Genomic DNA, 21170 nt, shown 5'->3' with positions numbered 1-21170 from the left:
TATTGCTTTGCCAAACTATAAACTTTAGTAAAATAGTAAACCAGATTAACTAATACGAAAGAAAAAATATGTCAGAAATTGCAGACGTGGCAGTCATTGGTGGCGGGCCAGGCGGATATGTTGCAGCGATTCGCTGTGCGCAACTTGGCTTGAGTACAGTGTGTATCGACGCGTGGAAAAATGCGCGCGGACGTGCAAGCCTCGGTGGAACTTGTCTTAATGTCGGTTGCATTCCTTCAAAAGCCTTACTCGAATCATCGGAGCAATATTTTCAAGTCAAACATAAAATTTCGGCACATGGTATTCAGGTAGAAAACGCTACCGTTGATGTTCCGGCGATGATTGCCAGAAAAGATAAAATTGTTACAACGTTTACTACAGGTATTGCTTCTTTGTTTAAAAAAAACAAGGTTAAGTCGATGCTGGGTACCGGAAGACTGCTCAAGCGCACTGACAAAGATGATACCTGGCGTGTAGAGGTTAATGACGGCGAGCATAAACAGACCATTCAGGCCAGATATGTCATAATAGCCACAGGCTCGGTACCACGGCAATTACCGATGATTGACATTGACAATGAAAAAATACTCGATAATGTTGGTGCACTGGATTTGCCAGAAGCGCCAGCGCATCTGGGAGTGATAGGTGCAGGTGTTATTGGCCTGGAAATGGGCAGCGTTTGGCGTCGTTTGGGTTCGGAAGTGACGGTGCTGGAAGCAATGCCCGATTTTCTTACGGCGGCAGATGATCAAATCGCAAAAGAAGCAAAGAAAATCTTTTCCAAGGAGCCGGGTTTGGCTATCCATACGGGTATTGAAATAGAATCCATTAAAACCAGCAAAAAATCCGTTTCAGTCCAGTATCGCGATGCAGATGGTAACGGTCAGAAACTTGAAGTTGACAAATTAATTGTTGCCATTGGCAGGGTGCCGAATACGGCGGACCTGGGAGCCGATGAAAGCGATCTTGATCTGGATGAGCGCGGTTTTATTGCTGTAGATGAGTACTGCCAGACAAATTTGACGAATGTTTACGCCGTAGGTGATGTGGTGCGTGGGCCCATGCTGGCGCACAAGGCTTCCGAGGAGGGTGTTGCCGTTGCCGAGGCTATAGCGGCCAGAGAGAAAGGGCATCAACTCAAATCGACCGAGCCGGTTAACTTTGACACTATTCCGTGGGTCATTTACACCGCACCTGAAATTGCCTGGGTAGGCAAGACTGAGCAGGCGCTCAAAAAAGCAGGCGTTGCATATAAGGTCGGTCAATTCCCTTTCATTGCCAACGGCCGTGCACGTGCTATGAATGCAACATCCGGTTTCATAAAGGTTATTGCAGATGCCGATACAGACCGCATACTTGGTATTCATATGCTCGGTCCGCATGTCTCGGAGCTTATTTCCGAAGCGGTCATGGCTATGGAATTTGCCGCCAGTAGTGAGGATATTGCCAGCATTGTGCATGCGCATCCTTCATTATCAGAAGTATTGCATGAAGCTTCACTGGACACTAATAAAAGGGCGCTGCATATTTAATGATACCGGTTTGTGCTACCGGTTTGCGGTTGCTGCCCGTCCGGTAATGTCGCCTGTAATATCCGTCTGGTCTGTTTTGTCAGCTGAAAGAGGCAGGAGAATGTAAAAACGGCTATAGATAAAATTTATTATGTATAGCCGCTTTAAAAAGCATTGTTAACTTTTAAGGAAGGCAATTCTGACTGTTTGGATCAACGCCGCAAGACCAGCGCAATTCCCTGATACCCGCCGTTTTATTAAACAGGTAATCCGCTTTTAATTGTTTGTTCTGCTCAGCGGTCAGGGCGGCGCGTTCTGGTATGTAGCGCGCGTCGCTCCAGAATCGTACTCTGCAGAATTCGTCCTCGCCCTGGCATAAACGGGAAATAGCGTTGCTGTAAACGGTTTTGTCGGTATGCCGTTTTTGTTCAACAAGGACCATGTTTACTTTTTTTCCTGATTTACCCAGTTCGGCGATCAGCACGGTTTTCCATCCGTTTCCGCTTTCCAGTTCATTTATTTCCTCCGGTTGCGCTTCTGCCTCGGTTTCAACAGTATCAGAATTTTCTTCTTTTGTACTGGCAAAAACCGTAAAGGGAATGCTCAGCGCCAGAAATAAAAGAACGTAAGCTGTATTTTTTTTCATAAAAACTCCGTGACTAAATTTTACTTTCACCTAAATTGCTAGTGTGAGATAGTTTAAAAATCAATAAGCTGAAGTATGATGTGCAAAACATTGATTTTACACTGTACATCACTAGCAGCCGAAGTATACCCCCAAAATATCATGTTGCACAGTTCATTGTTTTTCGATGCAAAACAAAATAAAAATGCCATTCACGAACAAGATAAAATAATCGGCACCAGAAAGCGCATGATATTTGTCCCATCTGTCTCAATCCGTTGAGATGAAGTACTTTTGTGAACATATTCACGTTAGAATGGACAAATTAACTACATGGATAGTATTTAAATACGCTTGATATTATAATGACGGGTTTTTCATTCTTTGCGATTTTCGCCAATTGCTTATACATTAAATTTTCATGCAGCTATTTGCCTTTGGTATAAACCATAATACAGCACCGCTGGATGTGCGCGAACAGGTGACGTTTCCTGAAAATACCATGGAAGATGCCTTGCATGATCTGGCCGGTCGTAATCAGATAAAAGAAGCGGCTATCGTTTCAACCTGTAATCGTACAGAAGTCTATTGCAGTACGGACAAACCTGAAGAAGCCATGAACTGGCTTGCTGATTTTCATCATTTGTCAGCGAATGATCTGGAACCTTATCTGTATAAGCTGATGCGTGAACATGTTGTCAAGCATGCGTTTCGCGTTGCCAGCGGTCTCGATTCCATGGTTCTGGGCGAACCACAGATTCTTGGGCAGCTTAAAAGTGCTGTAAAGTCTGCAGAAAATGCGGGCACATTAGGAATGCTGCTGCATAAATTATTCCAGCATACATTTTACGTTGCCAAGGAAGTCCGCACATCGACCGAAATCGGCACGAACTCTGTGTCCATGGCTGCTGCGGCTGCGCGGCTTGCTGAGCGTATTTTTGGTGAAATCAGCGAACAACGCGTACTGTTTATAGGCGCCGGTGAAATGATCGATTTATGTGCCAGTCATTTTGCATCGCGTAGTCCTAAAAATATTACTGTCGCAAACCGGACCATTGAACGCGCCCAGGCATTATCCAAGCGATTTAACGCCCGAGCGATTACACTGGCTGACTTACCGGAGCAACTGGCTTTGCACGACATCGTCATAACCTGTACAGCCAGTCCGTTGCCGATTCTTGGAAAAGGCATGGTAGAACGGGCTATAAAAACGCGTAAACACCGACCTATTTTCATTGTGGATCTGGCCGTGCCTCGGGATGTTGAGACAGAAGTATCGGAATTGGACGATGTTTTTCTGTATTATGTAGACGATCTTTCAGATATTGTCAAAGAAGGCATGGATGCGCGACAAAGTGCGGTTGCGCAGGCCGAAGCGATTATCGACAACAATGTCATCAATTTCATGCGCTGGCTGGAAACGCGTGAACTGGTTCCGACTATTCGTGCTTTACGTGACCAGGGTGAGCGTTACCGCCGACATGAACTGGAGCGTGCCAGCAAGCTTTTGGCCAAAGGCGAAGATCCGATGAAGGTCATGGAATCCCTAAGTCAAGGCCTGATGAATAAGTTTCTGCATATACCATCGAGTTCATTAAATCATGCCACCACTGCGGAACGCGAGCAGCTGGTTGAACTGGTTAACAGGCTTTATCAGTTGCATCGACCGCAATGAAATCCAGCCTGACTAACAGACTTGAACGCCTCAGTGTGCGACTGGAAGAACTCAATCAGTTGTTGAGCAGCGAGACTGCAACTGATGATCTCGACAATTTCCGCAAACTGACACGCGAACATGCCGAAATAATACCTATTGTTGATTTGTATCATGCTTATCAGCAAACCGAGCAGGATATTAAAACTGCCAGGGAAATGTCGAGCGATCCCGAAATGAGGGAATTTGCTGAAGCAGAAATGCAGTCAGGCAGGGATAAGCTTGCGATAATTGAGACTGAATTGCAAAAACAATTACTTCCCAAAGATCCCAACGACGACCGTAATATTTTTCTGGAAATTCGAGCGGGAACTGGTGGTGACGAGTCTGCACTGTTCGCCGGTAATCTGTTTCGAATGTATACACGCTATGCCGAGAGACAAAACTGGCAGGTTGAAATTATTTCTCAAAGCCCCTCTGACGTGGGCGGATTCAAGGAAATTATCGCCAAAATAACGGGGCAGGGTGCTTATTCACGATTGAAATTCGAATCCGGCGGTCACCGTGTTCAACGCGTACCCGTTACCGAGACGCAGGGGCGTGTCCATACTTCGACATGCACGGTTGCGGTAATACCGGAAGCGGACGAAATCAGTGAAGTGGAATTGAATCCGGCTGAATTGCGAATTGATACATTTCGTGCTTCAGGCGCTGGTGGTCAACATATCAATAAAACCGATTCTGCAGTCAGAGTTACCCATTTGCCAACCGGTATTGTGGTGGAATGCCAGGATGGCCGTTCACAGCATAAAAATAAAGCGCAGGCGATGAGTGTACTGGCGGCACGAATTCATGCAAAGCAAATGCAGGCACAGCAGGCCGAACAGGCAGCAACCCGGAAATCGCTGGTTGGAACAGGAGAACGCTCGGAACGTATACGCACATATAATTTTCCACAAGGGCGTGTAACTGATCATCGCATCAATTTGACATTGTACAAGATGGATCAGATTATGGATGGTGATCTCGATGAAATATGCTCCGCATTGATGGCCGAGCACCAGGCAGATCTACTGGCTGCCTCAATGGAAGAATAATCGTACGTTTTTGCTATTTGTTTATTCCACAAAACTGTGACGAATCCAATATTACGTGAACAGTGTATGCTAACCGGTTTTTCCCTGACCATTCAGCAAGCATTGGACTGGTCATGTCGAAAAATTGATTGGATTGACGCGCGTCTGTTGCTGCAGCATGTTTTAAGAGTGAATCACGCATTCTTGATAGCACATGCAGAAAACAAAATGGTTATGGAAGATATCGAGCAGTTCCTGAAACTGGTTGTACAACGTGAACAGGGTATGCCCGTTGCTTATCTCACCGGTAAGCGCGATTTTTTTGATCTTACATTCAAAGTTTCCTCTGCGGTGCTGATTCCGCGCCCCGAAACCGAGTTGCTGGTAGAAATCGCGATCGCGTGCATTTCAAAGTCACGGCCATGCCAAGTGCTTGATCTTGGCACCGGAAGTGGTGCAATTGGCATAACAATAGCCAAACATCGGCCGTTGGCACATGTGACCGCTGTGGATGTCTCAATGGATGCCATTGAAATTGCCAAATGGAATGCCAGGAAGCTTTCTGTGGATAATATACATATCATTCAAGGAAACTGGTTTGACACACTTACCGCAAATATAAAATTTGATTTGATAGTATCCAATCCACCCTATGTTGCAGAGAATGATCCTCATTTGTTGCGGGGAGACTTGCGTTTCGAGCCCGGCCTGGCGCTATCAACGCAGGAAAACGGTTTAGCCTGCATTCGCCATATAATCTCAACCGCCCCCGTATTTCTGGTTGACGGGGGCGAATTGTTATTGGAACATGGATATAATCAGGCTGTAGCCTGTCAACAGTTATTTAAAGGAAACGGATTTCGGAAGATACATTCGCATTTGGATCTGGCCGGGATAGAACGAGTAAGCGGTGGCAGTTACAGCCATAGTAGCTAAACCGGGCTGTGCTGGCCTGGCCTGATACAGTGATGACCGGTCTCTATAGCAGCTGTCATTAATTAATCAATTACTGTAACAGACAATTGGTACAAGTACTCTATCAATATGATATTGATAGAGTATTAGTTAAGTTTGTAAATAATAAGGAGCATATTCAAGATGAACGTAGAAGACACTATTGAGCAGCAAATTAAAAACAATCCTGTAGTGTTGTATATGAAAGGTTCGCCCGAGCAGCCACAGTGCGGTTTTTCAGCAAATGCTATAAACATTCTGAATGCCTGTGGAGTGAAGAATCTGTTTACTGTCGATGTACTGCAGGATCAGGAAATTCGTCAGGGCATCAAGGATTATTCGGACTGGCCAACTATTCCTCAGCTTTATGTGAAAGGCGAGTTTATTGGCGGGTCAGATATTCTTACAGAAATGTACCAGAATGGCGAACTGCAGAAATTGTTTGAGGACAACTGATAAAAAAACTGTATTTGCTAAATGAACGATGCGGCCACAGTATTGGCCGCAGCAGCGACTACCCAGTAACGGACGAATTTTCCAGCTGCCATGAATAACATGGCCGACAGCCAGTTTATTCTCAACCAACCGGCAGCAACGCATAATGCATCACCGATGACCGGCGTCCATGATAGCAACAGGATGGGCGCACCATGGCCATGGACCCAGTCCAGACCGCGTGAGCTGCCGCCGGTTTTTTTCAGCAAAGCTTCTTTGTCAGGCAGTAAACGTCCAATTAAATAAGAACTCATACCACCCAGCGTGTTACCGATCGTTGCCAGAATCATCGCATTCCAAAGCAGATCGGGGTATGCTACCAAAACACCGACGAGAACGGCTTCTGAACCACCCGGCAGTAACGTTGCGGCAAGAAAACTGCTGGTAAACAGTGCGAACAAGCTTGATTGTTCATCCATAGAATTTTTTCAGTGAAAAAAGAGTGTGAGTTTACTATATAAATCCATATTCTAAGCTGGTTTTGAAGTATAGACGTATTAATCCTTAAGTGCGTTACTGGCTGAATGCTGGCCGACCTGCATAAATTTCATAATATAGGGTATCGATTTGTCACATGTTCTCATGGCCAGAAACAGCTGTTGAGAGAGGCCGCGCTTTCCGATTGGTTTTTTTGTCAATTTCAAATGTTTCATTTTTATGTCTGCCAGCCATTCCGGTAAAACACAAACGCCGCGCTTTAATGCGGTCATCTGGAGCATAATTTCGAGTGATTCAATTCGTTTAATTTTTGCCGGTTCAAGATGAGCAGGTGTCAAATAGCGCGTTAAAATATCCAGCCGTTCCATTGAAACCGGAAAGGTAATGAGAGTTTCCCGGCTCAGGGTCTCCGGCGTCAGCGGTTTTTCCCCCGCTAGTGGGTGATCGGAGGAAACCAGCAGCATGAGTTTGTACTCGGCTAAAGTTTCGTAATGTATTTTTTCTTTTTTTATCAAATCGGGGGTGATTAACAGATCAATGTGGTGATTTAATAGTCCCTCCAGTCCCGAGAATTTAAATTTTTGTACAATGTCAATGTCAATATCCGGCATTTGTCGCATAAATTCCCCGATCACAGCGTTCAGCCATTCAAAGCAGGGATAGCATTCAACACCGATACGCAGAATACCGCAACGACCTTCGCTGTAGGCTGCAAGCGTTTGCTCGGCCTGAGATAATACCGGTAACACCTGATTTGCCACATCCAGTAACAACAGGCCAGCCTGCGTCAGACGCAAATTGCGGCCTTCCTTTTGCCATAACGCAATACCGAGCTTCTTTTCCAGATAACTGATTTGATGTGAAAGCGCTGGCTGGCTCAGACACAACCTGTTGGCCGCCTCAGTCAGTGTGCCGTTTGTATGTAAGGCCTGAATAATCTTGAGATGACTGTGTTCAATCATTTATAAATAAACCTAATTAAAATTATAAAAATCATCATTATTATGCATCATTATTTGTTTGTACAATTGATAAATCCTTATTGAAAATAAAATGGTGATGAAACAATGGTAACGACACACAATCTGGGGTTCCCGCGTATTGGCAAAAATCGGGAATTAAAATTTGCTTTGGAAAATTACTGGAAGAAAAGCATTTCGGAAAAAGATTTATATAAATCGGCGTCGGAACTGCGCAGGCAGCACTGGAGCGATCAATCAAAACTGGACTGGTTGCCCGCAGGAGATTTTTCACTGTATGACCATGTACTCGATACCAGCTTCCTGCTTGGAAACATACCCGGTCGCGTTTGCTCACGGTCTGGAGACAGGCTTGATTATTATTTTCGCGCGGCGAGAGGCCGAGGGGTTACAGATACTGCGAGTGATTACAGTATCAATGCTTGTGAAATGACCAAATGGTTCGATACGAATTATCATTATATCGTCCCGGAATTTGATAAAAACACAGCCTTTTCCTTGCAAGCCGGGCAATTAATCGAGCAAATTAACGAAGCGCGTGCGCAAGGCTTCAAGGTAAAACCTGTTGTTCTGGGTCCGGTGACTTATCTATGGCTGGGCAAGTCTAAAGATGGCAGTAATAAACTGGCTTTGCTTGACAACCTGGTCAGCGTTTATGCAGAATTATTATCAACGCTTGAGCGTATCGGTTGTGAATGGGTACAGATCGATGAGCCGGTACTTGTTCTGGAACTCGATCAGGACTGGCAGCATGCTTTGAGAAAAGCCTATTACCAGTTACAGTCCATACCGGTTAAATTAATGCTGGCGACATATTTCGGGGAGTTGCTGAACAATTTGCAACTGACGTGTGAACTGCCTGTAAACGGATTACATATTGATGCGGTCACGGCCACAGATGAAGTGGCAAAAGTCATTGACTGGTTGCCGAATCATAAGGTTTTATCATTGGGGATCATCAACGGTCGGAATGTCTGGAAAGCTGATTTATACCGATTGCTGGAATGGCTTGAACCTATTCACTCAGCATTGCAGGATCGTTTATGGCTTGCGCCATCGTGTTCGCTGCTGCACATACCGGTTGACCTGGAAAGCGAAGCAGCACTGGACAGTGAAATCCGCTCCTGGCTTGCGTTTGCAATACAAAAACTGGACGAAATCGACATATTGGCAAAAGCTTTGAATCATGGCAGAAGCAGCGTTTCGTCACAATTAGAAGAAAATTCGATCGCTTTAAACAGCCGCAGACAGTCAGCCCGTGTGCACTTGTCAGCAGTGAAAGCACGTATCAATAAAATCGATGATAAGACGGCAGTCAGAAAATCACCTTATCGAGAACGTGCCATACAGCAACGCAGCAAAATTAAACTACCTTTTTTTCCGACGACGACAATTGGTTCATTTCCACAAACACAAAAAATCCGCCAGGCCAGACTGGATTTGCGGCAATCCAGACTGTCGGAGAAAGAATACCGAACGTTGATGCAACAGGAAATAGAAACGTGTGTGCGCGAGCAAGAAGCGCTGGGGCTGGATGTCCTCGTACATGGAGAACCTGAACGAAATGATATGGTAGAGTATTTTGGTGAGCAGCTGGCCGGGTATGCTTTTACTCAATTCGGGTGGGTGCAGTCTTACGGGTCTCGATGTGTCAAACCACCGATTATCTATGGTGATGTTGCTCATACACATGCAATCAGTACCGAATGGATACAGTATGCGCAGTCACTTACCAGTAAACCAGTGAAAGGTATGCTGACAGGACCGGTTACGATGCTCAACTGGTCATTTGTGCGTGATGATCAGTCCAGAGAACAAACCTGCCTGCAGCTGGCTTTAGCTGTTCGGGATGAAGTGCTCGCTCTTGAAAAAGCAGGGATTGGTATTATTCAAATAGATGAGGCTGCTCTCAGAGAAGGTCTTCCGCTACGGAAATCGCAATGGAAATCCTATCTGGATTGGGCTGTACGCGCGTTTCGCATTGCTGCCAGTGGCGTACAGGATACTACCCAGATTCATACACACATGTGTTACTCTGAATTCAACGATATCATTGTAGCTATCGCCGAAATGGACGCGGATGTGATTACCATTGAAAATTCCCGGTCGGGCATGGAACTCCTAAGTGCTTTTGATCAATTTCTATATCCCAATGAAATCGGTCCCGGTGTTTATGACATTCATTCTCCGAACATACCTTCAGTGGATTCAATTATCGAACTGATGCAAAAGGCCGCACAACGGATACCCATTGATCGGTTGTGGGTTAATCCGGATTGTGGATTAAAAACACGCAGCTGGGACGAAGTCAGGCCGGCGCTGCGTAACATGGTTGCCGCGAGCCGGCATTTGGCGAGCCATTTCAAAACTTTCAGAGTCAGCTAAATTTGACTTGGTGGTATTAATTAGCGATGATATGCGAACTAGAATATAGCTTATAGTAACAAAACTGTTAACACAGTTTCTTTAATGAAAAAGGAAAATCTAAAAGGAAAACCTATATGACAACCCATAATCTATTTAAGCAAAAAGTCAGTGATGCAATCAGTGCCAGACATCTGCTGAAACATCCCTTTTACGTGGCCTGGACAGAAGGGAAACTGACAAAAGAACAATTACGTCATTATGCTGAACAGTATTTTTATAATGTGCTGGCAGAACCTACCTATTTAAGCGCCGTTCACTTTAACACGCCGCATTTCAGTACAGAGTCGAACTCCGGTGATATCAGCGTGCGTCAGGAAGTATTACAGAATCTGATTGATGAAGAACACGGTGAGACCAATCATCCGGCGTTGTGGAAGAAATTCGCATGTGCTTTGGGTGCAGACGACAAAAGCCTGACGAATGCAAAAGCACTGCCAAATACAGAGAAACTGGTTTCTACATTCAGAGATATTTGCCTGAATCGGCCGTTTTATGCCGGTCTGGCAGCATTACATGCATTTGAGTCACAGGTTCCGGACATCGCAGCAGTCAAGATTGACGGTCTGGCCAAATTTTATGGAATGACCGATCCCAAAGATTATGCTTTCTTTTCGGTACATCAGCAGGCGGATGTTTATCACTCTCAGGCAGAGTGGGAGATCATTGAGCGCTTTGCGGACACGCCTGAAAAACAGGAAGAAGTACTGGCAGCCACGCGTGAAGCATGTGATGCTTTATGGGGTTTTCTTGACGGTATCCATAACACCTACTGTGCTAACCTGAAGTGCGAATCTGAAAAAGAATCTGCAACGATTCATTAATCAGTACACAAAGTCAGCAATTACAATGGCCTTATTCGATTTCGCCGAATGACACTGACACTATCGCGGGAGAATAAGGCCATTCCAATCCAGCTTTGTTGAGTACACACTTGATAATACTCGTCTGGTTATGAAGTTTTATCTTTGTTGCTTGCATTCTCCTGCTCGTTGTCCGGAACTTCAGACGCATTAGCCTCTGCAGGTTTTTCAGAATCAACACTTTTCGCAACAGTATCATCAATTTCCTCAGCTTCTAAATCATCTGTCTTTGCTTCTTCCTCTTCTGACCGGCGGGAATTCCACATAAAATATACTGCACCTAGCGAGACAATGATCACCGGCATGATTACATAGGTGAACAGTGCTGACTCGACGGTGATATCCAGCGATGCCGGTGGTGGTTTGGTCACAATCATATACGCGTGTGCGATGGCCACGGCAACAACAGGAACAAGAGCAGCCATAAATCGGTTTGTGACCAAAGGGCGGACAGAAAACATATTAAAAATTGCCGACCCGTAATAGCCTATGAAATATACAAAAATATAAAAAAAGATTGCGCCCATGGGTTTTCCTTATACTGGTTTGAAGCCGTTATTATTAGAATCTATTAGTAAGCTTCACGGTTTTTGCAAGCGGTTTGCACTTCCTAAAAAAACATCAATATATCAATCTTTACCGTGCCACTTTTATGATACACAACAACCTGTGAAAAATCACGATTTGTTTGTGGAAAAACAGGCTGCTGCAGTGACAGTCCGGCAGATTATACTCAAATAGTACTCTATCAATATGACGCATCTGCACCGTGTCCATAGCAATGGCGCCCCATTATGTATACTGCTTCTACCACTCGGTCATCAGCAAGCATCATCAAAACAAACAATCGTTCAGACAGCGACTGTGTATGCAGCATACGAAACTGTAGCAGTGGCGTGGCTTCAAGATTCAGAATGATGAAATCACCTTCCTTGCCAGGCTGGAAAGAGCCCAGCTTATTGTCCAGATATAAGGCGCGCGCCGCGCCCAGTGTGGTTAGATAAAATGCCTTAAAAGGGGTCAAGTGTGCTTCGTTTTCGGATTGTATCGGTTGATGGGTTGACCGCAGCAGCTGAACAACCTTGTACGCTTCATTCATGGTCTGGAACATGGAAAAACTGGTTCCCGCACCAATATCGGTTCCTATGCCAAGCAGTATATTTTTCTGGTATGCTTTGTTGAAGTTGAACAATCCACTTCCAAGAAACAGATTGGAAGTCGGGCAAAAGGATAGAGCGGCCTGTTTTTCTGCCAGTAAGTTGAATTCATCTTCCGTTAAATGTATACCGTGCGCAAACAGAGATCTTGAACCGACAAGACCAAAATCATCATACACGTGCAGATAGCTTTTTGCAGAGGGGTAAAGCTGTTGAGTCAAAGCTATTTCATGTAAATTTTCAGCAACATGTGTGTGTAGATACAGATCGTCACGTGCATGATACAACCTTGCCGCAACACTCAGTTGCGCCGGGCTGGAAGTAATCGCAAAACGTGGCGTGATAGCATATTGAATACGGCCTTTGTTATGCCATGTTGCGATTAGTGCTTCATTGTCTGCGTTGGTAGTTTCTGGTGTATCGAGTAGATTCTCCGGAGCGTTTCTGTCCATCATCACTTTCCCACCGATAATGCGAAGATTCAGTTTTTCAGCCTCGCTGAACAATGCGTCTATCGAAATTTTATGGACGGAGCCGAATATCAAAGCAGTTGTGGTGCCGTTACGAAGCAATTCATGAAGAAAAAAACGACTGACTGCCTGCGCGTATGATCTGTCCGCAAAACGGGATTCGGCCGGATATGCGTATTTTTCCAGCCAATGAACCAGTTGTTCGCCGTAAGCGGCTATTATTTCAGCCTGAGGATAATGAATATGGGTATCGATGAAGCCGGGTATAACCAGTCTGCCGCTGTAGTCGGCAATCTCATTTGCAAGCAACTTGTGTTTTGCTTTTGTCTGGGTGCTCGGTCCGACATCCAGTATATGGCCATCGTCTCGCAGTACGAGAATGCCGTCTTCATAATATTCGTAACAGTCTTGCGGATCGGATTTGGAACCCGGATCATCCGTCAGAAAGAAAATGGAGCCGCGTACTGCCTTGGGTTTGCTGATTGATGGATCAGACTCAGATGTCGATAGCATAATCAGCGCAATTCCGTTTGCTGTTACCTGTATATGTAATTCATCAGGTAGGATTTGTGGAATAAATTGTCAGAATGCCACATTGACTTGTGTGTGTTACTTTTCCTCGAAATTGTGATACCAGGTCGTATAAATCTCGTCCGGCCATAAGGACTTGATCCATACGATGACATCATCCACTTGTTGCTCGGTCAGAATGCCTTCCCAGGCAGGCATTGTACTGAATTCAGGCGGCCCACCTTGCAGAATTGTTTTTTTCAACACGGCCGTGGAGTGATGCCATGCATGTGCGGTGCCATCTAACGGGGGTGGTGGAAACTTGCCATCTGCTGTTGGTGTGCGCCAGTCTGCCGTGCCCGCTGCATTTTTGCCATGACAGTTTTCGCAGTTTGCCTGGAAAACACTCTCTCCACGTTTAATCTGCTCGGGATCAAAGTTCCTGACTACGCGCTCTGAATTCAGATTAAGAATTTCCTTGAGTGAACGCGTTTCCTGCTGCCCGGCATCATCACAGGCTGCGAGCAGGAAACCACCGACAAACATTAGCAAAATGCGGATAGACATGTTGAGTTCGTTTAATTCTTCAGACGCATTATGGAAGAGAAACCTTCAGTATCATTTTTTGACGCAGGCGCGGCCGGAGCAGTCGATGCGGCTTTATTGGCATAAGGATCATATCGCTGATAAATCTCAGCGTCTCTGCGGGTATCTCCGGGCGCGTTGACTTTCAATACATTATAAGGATCGACGCGGCGTCCTTCCATACCTGGCGATCCGTGGGGCATGTCGGGTACCGCCAGTCCCAGTGCATCCGGTTTCTCCTTTAGAAAACGGATAATATCAGGCGCCGGGATATGACCTTCCATCACATATCCGTTGACCAGGGCGGTGTGGCAGGAACCGAGTGTTTCGGACATACCGACTTTTTTGCGTATTTCCTTATTCCCAACATCCTTGGTTATTACAGTAAAGCCATGATCACGCATATGATCTACCCACTTCGAACAACAGCCGCAGGTTGGGCTTTTATAGACTTCTATGGTTGTCGTTGCGTGTGCCGGTGCTGTTAAACTCAGCATGCCAGACGTTATAATAAATCCGGTTATTAAAGTACATATATGTTTTTTCATTTTGTCTCCACATAAATCATTCCACGCATACCCTTGAAATGGCCCGGCAGAGGGCAGGCATATTCGATAGCGCCAGCTTCGTCAAAAAACCAGACCAGCTCTTTTTGTTCACCGGGCCTTAATTGTACCAGTCCCGCTTCCAATTCATTTGGGTTGTCAATATGTTTGCGCCGTGCTTTGGCGGCTTTTCTTAGATCATCATCAAGACCGATAAGCATTTCATGGTTCTTATCTCCGCCGTTTTTTATCACGAAACGAACCGTTTCGCCTTTTGCTACCCAGATTTCATTAGGCAAGAACATGTATTCCAGAAGCGTCAATTTAATGGTTCGTGTAACTTCACTGGCAATACCGGGTTTGCCGATACTGTCTGCCGGAGGAATATAATCCATCTGTCCATTCGTGCCAGCTGAATACAGGAACAACACAGCCAGTGTTATAATCTGCAGATGTTTATTCTTCATGAGGTGCTGGTAAAATTACCGTTGGAATCTCTTTATCCAATTGTAGTTAGAAACCTTCAATGCTAAATTGTTCCAATTATTTTGTCCAATAAACTGCGCAGCTGAACAATAACTTTGTGACTGATGTTACCCCAGAAAAAACGTTACCAAACTAATAAACTGCATAAGCGCCTGAGACGATTGGTCGGTACTGCGATCGCAGATTTCAATATGATCGAAGCCGGAGACCGCATCATGGTTTGTTTATCCGGTGGTAAAGACAGCTATGTTCTGCTTGATATATTATTGAACCTTCAGGCGCATGCACCAATGGGATTTGAACTGATTGCTGTCAATCTTGATCAGAAGCAGCCTGGTTTTCCTGAAAAAGTCTTGCCGGAATATCTTGGGGAGCTTGGCATTCCATTCCGTATAGTCGAACAGGATACCTATAGCATCGTCAAGCGTGTTGTGCCGGAGGGAAAAACGACATGCAGTTTATGCTCACGTTTGCGTCGCGGTGTTTTGTACCGCGTTGCCAACGAGCTTGGAGCAACAAAAATAGCTTTGGGCCATCATCGTGACGACATTCTGGAAACGCTTTTTCTAAACATGTTTTATGGTGGGAAACTTAAAGCAATGCCACCCAAGCTGGTCAGCGATGACGGCCGGCATATTGTGATACGCCCGCTGGCTTATTGCAGGGAAAAAGATATTGCAGCGTATGCTGAAAGCGCTGCTTTCCCGATTATTCCATGTAATTTATGCGGATCGCAGCCAAATCTTCAGCGACAGGTTATTAAAGAGATGTTGCAGCAATGGGACAAACGTTTTCCCGGCAGACTTGAAACGATGTTCAGATCACTGCAAAACGTACAGTTATCGCATCTTGCTGATACGGCAAAATTCGATTTCAATGGTTTGAAAACACAGGATTCTCCTTATGTAAATGGCGATACGGCATTTGACGAGGAAACTTTCGACCAGCCAATTGAAGAAATGATGCTCTCGCTCGTTGAAAAAAACGGGAATTCCGGTTAATTGGTTGCTCGGCCAGTGACTTACTTTTAGTTATGTTTTGGCGGCACCAGCTTAAATGTCAACGCCACGATACAGGCAAATACAACGTAGATGATCGTGAATACATATTCCGGGAAACTGTAAAACAGAATTTTATGCACCCAGAACTGGATAAAACTGCTTTCTGTTTCAACCTGTCGCAGCAGGTTTTCTAATACAGTAAGGGGGCAAGCTACACCGAGCAGGGATTCAACGACGACAAACAAAATCGCAGCCAGGTGCAGATAGCGAAACCAGGGATTCCTGACAAATGTTTTCTTTAAATACGCACCTATCCAGATGACAGGAAGGCTGCCGACCACAAACAGCACATACAGCAGATGGAGTAACAGGACAATATCAGCTAGCAGCATGCACGCTGAAATTACAGACTCGGTTGCTCGGTACGTTCGGGTTCTGCCCGATCAGAATGCAGTAGCGGCATAACGGATTTTTCCAGTGTTTTTTGATGAACGCGCCCCAAAAAAGTATCGGAAATCTTTCCCTGTCTGTCAAAAACGATTGTATATGGTAAAACAGACATTTCGTTACCAGCTGCCTCAGCAAAAGACATTGCATTCAGACCACCGACCAGGACTGGATAATTGATACCCAATTCCTTGCTGTAGGGCAAGACTTTTTCTAACTGATCAACCGCGATACCAATGAAAGTCAGACCCTGATCACCATATTGCTGCTGCATTTCGATAAACTCAGGTATTTCTTCGCGACATGGCGTGCACCAGGTAGCCCAGAAATTGGCGACGATCACATCGCCTTTCCATTGTGCGATCGGTTGCGACACGCCGTCGAGATCCGGCAGATTTGCCGATAATATGGCTTCGGCACCCTGTTTGTTCATTTCTTCGGACAACGGCGGCTGAGGGCCGTCCATAAAATACGCCCGTAACCAGACACCGGCGGACATGGCCACAACAGCGGCTGCACAGAACAGGATAATTTGACTCAGTTTGGACATTTATATATTCCTTTTGATAGCGGTGATCTGCCGCACTGTAGCGTCGAACGACCGTAGGAGTGTGTGAAGCGATATTAAATCAGCACAGCGTTTAAAACTGTCAGGAAATCGGTTTTGTTGAGGAATCCGATAATTCGTATGTCAGGTATTTCATTGCCATTCTGGTCTATAAAAAGAATTCCGGGCGGACCGAACAGGTTGAACCGCTGCAGCAGGGCAGTGTCATCGGCTGTGCCATGGGTAACGTCAATCTGAAGGAGTTTGACATTTTTGAGTCTGTCCTTCACTTTTTCATCAGATAACGTAAATCGTTCCATTTCCTTGCAGGAAATGCACCAGTCTGCATAAAAATCAACCATAACGTACTGATTGTTTTCGCTGGCCTGGCGTATCTGTTCATCCAGTTCGGCGATTGTTTTTACACGTTGGAATGGAATATGGCTGTCTGAATATTCATAACCTGACGTGTTGTTTACTGCCGAAGTTGCAATGTTGAATTTGGATAATGGCTGCAACACATCACGGCTGCCTGATAAAACGCCAATTAATAACGCAATGCCGACCAGTAACGCAATGACACCAATACCTTTTAGGAATTTTCTTAAACCGGATGATCGCGGTGGCAAGGGATCAATCGCATGAAGATAAATGGCCGAGATAATCAGTAGCGCAGCCCATAACAGCATGTGCGCAACTTCATTAATGACCGGAGAAATCAGCCAGATTGCGACAGCGAGCAGAAGTACACCAAAAAACTGTTTGATCGACTCCATCCATGGGCCTGCCTTTGGCAGCAAAGCGCCGGCTGAAGCGCCCAGTAACAGCAAAGGCACACCCATCCCCAGCGCCATCACAAAAAGAGCTGAGCCACCCAGTACAACATCACGCGTTTGACTGATATAGAGCAGTGCACCGGCGAGTGGTGCGGCTACGCACGGGCCGACAATCAAGGCAGACAATGCTCCCATACCGAAAACACTGGTTAAGTGACCGCCTCTTAAACTTCCTGCCTCCTCAGATAATTTGCTTTGCAGGCTGCCCGGCAGTTGCAACTCGTAAAAGCCAAACATCGAAAATGAGAGCAAGACAAAAATCAATGCAAAGGTTCCTAGCACCCAGGCATTCTGCAAGGCGGCGGAAAGCATTGAACCGGAAAGTCCGGCAATCACACCGACTATTGCATAGGTAATAGCCATACCCAGCACGTAGGATAGTGCCAGTGTTAGCCCCTTGCGCCTGGTCATCTGCTTGCCTTTCTGTGCAATAATGCCTGATAAAATTGGGAACATAGGAAAAACGCATGGCGTAAATGCCAGTAGCAGTCCGATACCGAAAAAACCGCTGAGTATCAGCCAGAAATTGCCTGTTTCAAACATGCGGTCGATTTTATAGGCCTCGGTTTCAATGGCGGGTGATCGAGAAGAGGATTGTGAGGGCATTTGAAACAGTTCTGCAGCAGGATCAAATGGCGTTGCGACAGCCGCTCCGCTGACTGCGTTTGCTACAGCATTGACCGCCTGCATGGCGGGCAAAGTCAGATCGAATTCCTTTTTGATCGGCGCGTAGCAGACACCCACGGGGTCATTACATCCCTGATACGTTGCGGCGAGTGACAAAGGCTGTTCAGTCAACGCCTCGCGCTTCAGTGTAATGACAGCCTGTATCGGTTTGTAATAAACCTCGACATGACCAAAAGTCAGGTCTTCCTTCATTTTGCCCTGAGGCAATGTAACCTTTTCTATCTGGGTATTCGGCGATTGAGGTTCAAAAGCGATCTTGTCGCGATAAACATAATAATTCTTGGCAGGTGCCAGGTTGGCAATCAGTGTCTTTGCATCTTTCACTTCCAGCGTCATCTGGAATGCTTCATCCGGGGGAAGTAATTCCTGCTGGTTGTTTTGCCCCAGATTAATGCCGAGTTCTTGTAATTTTGAAAACAGACTGCCAAATGAATTGCTCTCCTGTGCAGCAACATTTGGACTGGCTAAACAAATCAGTACAATTAGAATTGGAAATAGGCGCATTTTTATTACAGTTTTGTCAGATTGTTTCTTCAATAATCCATCGCAAATAAGCGGGATGCCCATCGGAAATAGGGACAGTTATCACTTCAGGTAGTTCATAGGGATGCATCGATAAAATGAGTTCTTCCACAGACTGATATCTCGCTGAGCGTGTTTTTATGAAAACAGGAATCTCTTCTGCGGTATCGATACTGTCCTGCCAGCGGTAAACGGATGTGCATGCAGACATCACATTCACGCAGGCCGCCAGTTTTCTGTCAATCAAGGCTTGCGCAAATACCAGCGCACTCTCTTTATTTGGAAAGTTGGTTATTACAAGAATGGCTTCGGTCATAATGACAGTTATTATAAAATGTTTGTATTGCTTTGTCTTTTTATTCCTTGACACTCCACGACCGATGGAACGAAATGTGATTACTTCAGGGTACGACGAGTAATTTTATGCACGAAGGCCTTGAAGGTGGCAGCCTTATTGCTCAGAATAGACGAGTACTACCTATTTTTTGTGTTAACAGGGTTAAAAAGATATGAAACGTTTTTTTTTACTGATACAGCTGCTCGCAATGTTGGCACCGGTGACTGTATTCTTCGGGTATATCCTGATGGATGAAGGCGATCAGTTTACTGCCGAGCATTATATGATTACCGGTTTAAGTGCGCTGCCATTTGGTATTGCCATGCTGGTCAAGTTTTTAATGTCAGATGTGGATAAAAAATCCAATTGATTGCTGTAGTTTACAATAAATAACAATATCGTTTCAGGTGTAAATAACCAGCCATGAGTTCCGTAAAAAACCTGGCGCTGCTGGCCATTGATCAGGGAACCACCAGTACGCGCGCCATATTGTTTTCAGTTCAGGGTGAAATTCTCGCAGTCAGTCAGAAAGAACTGAAATTACTACACCCACACAAAGGATGGATCGAACAGCACCCCGGCGATCTTTGGGAGGATACGCTGTGGGTCTGCCGGAATGTGATTGCTGACGCACAAAGAAGCGATATCAAAATCGCCGGTATCGGTATTACAAACCAACGTGAAACAACCGTGATTTGGGATCGAGAGACCGGAGAGCCGATTTATAATGCGATTGTCTGGCAGGACCGCAGAACTGCTGATTTATGCGACACAATAAAAAAATCCGGACATGAACAACAGATTACGAAAAAAACCGGATTGTTGGTCGACCCTTATTTTTCGGCTACCAAAATTGCCTGGATACTTGATCACATTGAGGGTGCGCGGCAACGGGCAGAAAAGGGTGAACTTGCTTTTGGTACGGTGGATACGTTTCTACTGTGGAAGCTGACACAGGGGAAAGCGCATACGACAGATATAACCAATGCATCACGTACTCTGTTATTTAATATTGTCACCCGGCAATGGGATAATGATCTGCTGCAGTTGTTTAATATACCTGCCGGCATGTTGCCGAATGTTAGTGACAACGTTGCCTTTTTTGGCGAGACAAAGCCGGAATTGCTGGGAGCTGCCTATGTCATAGGCGGGATGGCCGGAGACCAGCATGCAGCGCTGGTTGGGCAGGGATGTTTTGAATCCGGTATGATTAAAGCAACCTATGGCACCGGTTGCTTTGCATTGATGAATACCGGACACAACTGTACAATTTCCAGTAACAAGCTGTTAACGACTATTGGTTATCGAATCGGCGGGGATACCTGTTATGCACTTGAAGGATCCATTTTTACGGCCGGTGCGGCAGTTCAGTGGCTGCGTGATAATCTTGGGCTGTTGTCTGATGCAGCACAAAGCGAAGCTGTTGCACTGTCGGTTACTGACAGTAATGAAGTTTATTTTGTTCCCGCATTTACCGGGCTTGGCGCACCGTATTGGAAGCCGAATGCGCGTGCTGCTATCACAGGAATCAGCCGGGAGAGTACCAGCGCACATGTCGTTCGCGCAGCTTTGGAGGCTCAGGGGTATCAAAGCCGTGATTTGATTGAAGCCATGGAGTCCGAATTAAACAGTACCGATACATCAGAGGCGCTACGCATAGACGGCGGTATGGCAGGTAATACGTTTGTTTGCCAGTTTCTCGCTGATATGCTAGGTCGTACGGTCGAAATACCTGAAGTGATGGAGAGCACAGCCTGGGGAGCAGCTGCTTTGGCTGGTTTGTACAGCGGGCTTTTTAACAGTCTCGACAATATTTCCAGAACCTGGGTTTGCGCTCGGCGCTACACACCGCAGATGGCAGAAGACGAACGAAATAAACTGTATGCTGGCTGGAAACACGCTGTGCAGGCTGTATTAAACTGATTGTTTTCGCTGCTTCATTAACATATTCAACCGGATCGTATTTTCGTTGCACCCTAATCGATATTTGAGCGTCTTTTTAGAAACGTCTTGGCATTTA

General features: G+C 45.6%; 23 protein-coding genes. 11 read left to right on the top strand and 12 right to left on the bottom strand.

Annotated features, from left to right (window positions below):
• The first annotated feature begins 68 nt into the window (after positions 1–68).
• Entirely contained in the window at positions 69–1532 is a 1464-nt protein-coding gene (lpdA, locus tag BMY62_RS09330) for a dihydrolipoyl dehydrogenase (RefSeq protein ID WP_090658932.1), read from the top strand.
• A 163-nt stretch (positions 1533–1695) separates the two neighbouring features.
• Here the strand turns inward: lpdA and BMY62_RS09325 are convergent, their stop codons facing one another.
• Positions 1696–2157 (bottom strand): hypothetical protein, encoded by a 462-nt coding sequence (locus BMY62_RS09325; protein ID WP_090658929.1) that lies wholly within the window; start codon positions 2155–2157, stop codon positions 1696–1698.
• Positions 2158–2557: 400 nt separating this feature from the next.
• On the opposite strand from BMY62_RS09325, the gene hemA reads away from it, so the two are divergent.
• The 4 genes from hemA (at position 2558) to grxD (ending at position 6276) form a co-directional block, all read left to right on the top strand.
• On the top strand, positions 2558–3811 hold the full coding sequence (hemA, locus tag BMY62_RS09315) for a glutamyl-tRNA reductase (protein WP_090658926.1): 1254 nt from the start codon (positions 2558–2560) through the stop codon (positions 3809–3811).
• Positions 3808–4887 carry a peptide chain release factor 1 gene (gene prfA, locus BMY62_RS09310; RefSeq protein WP_090658924.1) on the top strand — a complete coding sequence of 360 codons (1080 nt, stop codon included), beginning with the start codon at positions 3808–3810 and terminating at the stop codon, positions 4885–4887. The genes hemA and prfA overlap by 4 nt, the downstream gene beginning before the upstream one ends.
• A gap of 36 nt (positions 4888–4923) precedes the next feature.
• On the top strand, positions 4924–5802 hold the full coding sequence (prmC, locus tag BMY62_RS09305) for a peptide chain release factor N(5)-glutamine methyltransferase (RefSeq protein WP_256207535.1): 879 nt from the start codon (positions 4924–4926) through the stop codon (positions 5800–5802).
• Between the two features lie 162 nt (positions 5803–5964).
• Positions 5965–6276: a Grx4 family monothiol glutaredoxin gene (gene grxD, locus BMY62_RS09300; protein ID WP_090658920.1), complete on the top strand. Its 312-nt coding sequence runs from the start codon at positions 5965–5967 to the stop codon at positions 6274–6276.
• 17 nt (positions 6277–6293) lie between these two features.
• Here grxD and BMY62_RS09295 read toward each other — a convergent pair whose 3' ends face one another.
• Both BMY62_RS09295 and BMY62_RS09290 read right to left on the bottom strand, forming a co-directional pair.
• Positions 6294–6734, bottom strand: a complete 441-nt coding sequence (locus BMY62_RS09295) for a YqaA family protein (protein ID WP_090658919.1) — start codon at positions 6732–6734, stop codon at positions 6294–6296.
• 78 nt (positions 6735–6812) lie between these two features.
• Complete coding sequence (locus BMY62_RS09290; RefSeq protein ID WP_090658918.1) at positions 6813–7715, bottom strand: LysR family transcriptional regulator; 903 nt, start codon at positions 7713–7715, stop codon at positions 6813–6815.
• A gap of 105 nt (positions 7716–7820) precedes the next feature.
• On the opposite strand from BMY62_RS09290, the gene metE reads away from it, so the two are divergent.
• Together metE and BMY62_RS09280 are read left to right on the top strand one after the other, a co-directional pair.
• Positions 7821–10118: a 5-methyltetrahydropteroyltriglutamate--homocysteine S-methyltransferase gene (metE, locus tag BMY62_RS09285; protein WP_090658916.1), complete on the top strand. Its 2298-nt coding sequence runs from the start codon at positions 7821–7823 to the stop codon at positions 10116–10118.
• Positions 10119–10234: 116 nt separating this feature from the next.
• Positions 10235–10981, top strand: a complete 747-nt coding sequence (locus BMY62_RS09280) for a 4-aminobenzoate synthase (protein ID WP_090658914.1) — start codon at positions 10235–10237, stop codon at positions 10979–10981.
• 128 nt (positions 10982–11109) lie between these two features.
• On the opposite strand, the gene BMY62_RS09275 is transcribed toward BMY62_RS09280, so the two are convergent.
• Complete coding sequence (locus BMY62_RS09275) at positions 11110–11445, bottom strand: hypothetical protein (protein ID WP_143058784.1); 336 nt, start codon at positions 11443–11445, stop codon at positions 11110–11112.
• A 100-nt stretch (positions 11446–11545) separates the two neighbouring features.
• On the opposite strand from BMY62_RS09275, the gene BMY62_RS16130 reads away from it, so the two are divergent.
• Positions 11546–11761, top strand: a complete 216-nt coding sequence (locus BMY62_RS16130; protein ID WP_090658910.1) for a hypothetical protein — start codon at positions 11546–11548, stop codon at positions 11759–11761.
• Between the two features lie 7 nt (positions 11762–11768).
• On the opposite strand, the gene guaD is transcribed toward BMY62_RS16130, so the two are convergent.
• The 4 genes from guaD to BMY62_RS09250 all read right to left on the bottom strand — a co-directional run bounded on the left by guaD (position 11769) and on the right by BMY62_RS09250 (position 14754).
• Positions 11769–13160, bottom strand: a complete 1392-nt coding sequence (gene guaD / locus BMY62_RS09265) for a guanine deaminase (protein WP_090658908.1) — start codon at positions 13158–13160, stop codon at positions 11769–11771.
• Positions 13161–13256: 96 nt separating this feature from the next.
• Positions 13257–13724: a cytochrome c gene (locus tag BMY62_RS09260; protein WP_090658907.1), complete on the bottom strand. Its 468-nt coding sequence runs from the start codon at positions 13722–13724 to the stop codon at positions 13257–13259.
• 11 nt (positions 13725–13735) lie between these two features.
• Positions 13736–14290: a DUF411 domain-containing protein gene (locus BMY62_RS09255; RefSeq protein WP_090658905.1), complete on the bottom strand. Its 555-nt coding sequence runs from the start codon at positions 14288–14290 to the stop codon at positions 13736–13738.
• Positions 14287–14754: a cupredoxin domain-containing protein gene (locus BMY62_RS09250; RefSeq protein ID WP_256207533.1), complete on the bottom strand. Its 468-nt coding sequence runs from the start codon at positions 14752–14754 to the stop codon at positions 14287–14289. Before BMY62_RS09250 ends, BMY62_RS09255 begins: the two co-directional genes overlap by 4 nt.
• Positions 14755–14877: 123 nt before the next feature.
• On the opposite strand from BMY62_RS09250, the gene ttcA reads away from it, so the two are divergent.
• Complete coding sequence (ttcA, locus tag BMY62_RS09245) at positions 14878–15774, top strand: tRNA 2-thiocytidine(32) synthetase TtcA (protein ID WP_090658903.1); 897 nt, start codon at positions 14878–14880, stop codon at positions 15772–15774.
• Between the two features lie 26 nt (positions 15775–15800).
• Here the strand turns inward: ttcA and BMY62_RS09240 are convergent, their stop codons facing one another.
• The 4 genes from BMY62_RS09240 to cutA all read right to left on the bottom strand — a co-directional run bounded on the left by BMY62_RS09240 (position 15801) and on the right by cutA (position 19129).
• A complete protein-coding gene (locus BMY62_RS09240; protein ID WP_090658901.1) occupies positions 15801–16166 on the bottom strand; it encodes a DUF2784 domain-containing protein in 366 nt (121 codons plus the stop codon).
• A gap of 11 nt (positions 16167–16177) precedes the next feature.
• Entirely contained in the window at positions 16178–16771 is a 594-nt protein-coding gene (locus BMY62_RS09235) for a TlpA family protein disulfide reductase (RefSeq protein WP_090658899.1), read from the bottom strand.
• A 74-nt stretch (positions 16772–16845) separates the two neighbouring features.
• A complete protein-coding gene (gene dsbD / locus BMY62_RS09230; protein WP_090658897.1) occupies positions 16846–18795 on the bottom strand; it encodes a protein-disulfide reductase DsbD in 1950 nt (649 codons plus the stop codon).
• A 16-nt stretch (positions 18796–18811) separates the two neighbouring features.
• Positions 18812–19129: a divalent-cation tolerance protein CutA gene (gene cutA, locus BMY62_RS09225; RefSeq protein ID WP_090658895.1), complete on the bottom strand. Its 318-nt coding sequence runs from the start codon at positions 19127–19129 to the stop codon at positions 18812–18814.
• A 193-nt stretch (positions 19130–19322) separates the two neighbouring features.
• On the opposite strand from cutA, the gene BMY62_RS09220 reads away from it, so the two are divergent.
• Complete coding sequence (locus BMY62_RS09220; RefSeq protein WP_090658893.1) at positions 19323–19520, top strand: hypothetical protein; 198 nt, start codon at positions 19323–19325, stop codon at positions 19518–19520.
• 53 nt (positions 19521–19573) lie between these two features.
• Positions 19574–21073, top strand: a complete 1500-nt coding sequence (glpK, locus tag BMY62_RS09215) for a glycerol kinase GlpK (protein ID WP_090658891.1) — start codon at positions 19574–19576, stop codon at positions 21071–21073.
• Positions 21074–21170: the final 97 nt, after the last annotated feature.

Source organism: Nitrosomonas marina, from assembly GCF_900111605.1.
Taxonomy (GTDB): Bacteria; Pseudomonadota; Gammaproteobacteria; order Burkholderiales; family Nitrosomonadaceae; genus Nitrosomonas; species Nitrosomonas marina_A.
This window is presented reverse-complemented; position numbering and strand designations above follow the sequence as displayed.

Bases quoted from the DNA above. Each gene is read 5' to 3' on its own strand.
- lpdA (WP_090658932.1), top strand. From the start codon at position 69: ATGTCAGAAATTGCAGACGTGGCAGTCATTGGTGGCGGGCCAGGCGGA.
- BMY62_RS09325 (WP_090658929.1), bottom strand. From the start codon at position 2,157: ATGAAAAAAAATACAGCTTACGTTCTTTTATTTCTGGCGCTGAGCATT.
- hemA (WP_090658926.1), top strand. From the start codon at position 2,558: ATGCAGCTATTTGCCTTTGGTATAAACCATAATACAGCACCGCTGGAT.
- prfA (WP_090658924.1), top strand. From the start codon at position 3,808: ATGAAATCCAGCCTGACTAACAGACTTGAACGCCTCAGTGTGCGACTG.
- grxD (WP_090658920.1), top strand. From the start codon at position 5,965: ATGAACGTAGAAGACACTATTGAGCAGCAAATTAAAAACAATCCTGTA.
- BMY62_RS09295 (WP_090658919.1), bottom strand. From the start codon at position 6,734: ATGGATGAACAATCAAGCTTGTTCGCACTGTTTACCAGCAGTTTTCTT.
- BMY62_RS09290 (WP_090658918.1), bottom strand. From the start codon at position 7,715: ATGATTGAACACAGTCATCTCAAGATTATTCAGGCCTTACATACAAAC.
- metE (WP_090658916.1), top strand. From the start codon at position 7,821: ATGGTAACGACACACAATCTGGGGTTCCCGCGTATTGGCAAAAATCGG.
- BMY62_RS09280 (WP_090658914.1), top strand. From the start codon at position 10,235: ATGACAACCCATAATCTATTTAAGCAAAAAGTCAGTGATGCAATCAGT.
- BMY62_RS09275 (WP_143058784.1), bottom strand. From the start codon at position 11,445: ATGGCTGCTCTTGTTCCTGTTGTTGCCGTGGCCATCGCACACGCGTAT.
- BMY62_RS16130 (WP_090658910.1), top strand. From the start codon at position 11,546: ATGGGTTTTCCTTATACTGGTTTGAAGCCGTTATTATTAGAATCTATT.
- guaD (WP_090658908.1), bottom strand. From the start codon at position 13,160: ATGCTATCGACATCTGAGTCTGATCCATCAATCAGCAAACCCAAGGCA.
- BMY62_RS09260 (WP_090658907.1), bottom strand. From the start codon at position 13,724: ATGTCTATCCGCATTTTGCTAATGTTTGTCGGTGGTTTCCTGCTCGCA.
- BMY62_RS09255 (WP_090658905.1), bottom strand. From the start codon at position 14,290: ATGAAAAAACATATATGTACTTTAATAACCGGATTTATTATAACGTCT.
- BMY62_RS09250 (WP_256207533.1), bottom strand. From the start codon at position 14,754: ATGAAGAATAAACATCTGCAGATTATAACACTGGCTGTGTTGTTCCTG.
- ttcA (WP_090658903.1), top strand. From the start codon at position 14,878: ATGTTACCCCAGAAAAAACGTTACCAAACTAATAAACTGCATAAGCGC.
- BMY62_RS09240 (WP_090658901.1), bottom strand. From the start codon at position 16,166: ATGCTGCTAGCTGATATTGTCCTGTTACTCCATCTGCTGTATGTGCTG.
- BMY62_RS09235 (WP_090658899.1), bottom strand. From the start codon at position 16,771: ATGTCCAAACTGAGTCAAATTATCCTGTTCTGTGCAGCCGCTGTTGTG.
- dsbD (WP_090658897.1), bottom strand. From the start codon at position 18,795: ATGCGCCTATTTCCAATTCTAATTGTACTGATTTGTTTAGCCAGTCCA.
- cutA (WP_090658895.1), bottom strand. From the start codon at position 19,129: ATGACCGAAGCCATTCTTGTAATAACCAACTTTCCAAATAAAGAGAGT.
- BMY62_RS09220 (WP_090658893.1), top strand. From the start codon at position 19,323: ATGAAACGTTTTTTTTTACTGATACAGCTGCTCGCAATGTTGGCACCG.
- glpK (WP_090658891.1), top strand. From the start codon at position 19,574: ATGAGTTCCGTAAAAAACCTGGCGCTGCTGGCCATTGATCAGGGAACC.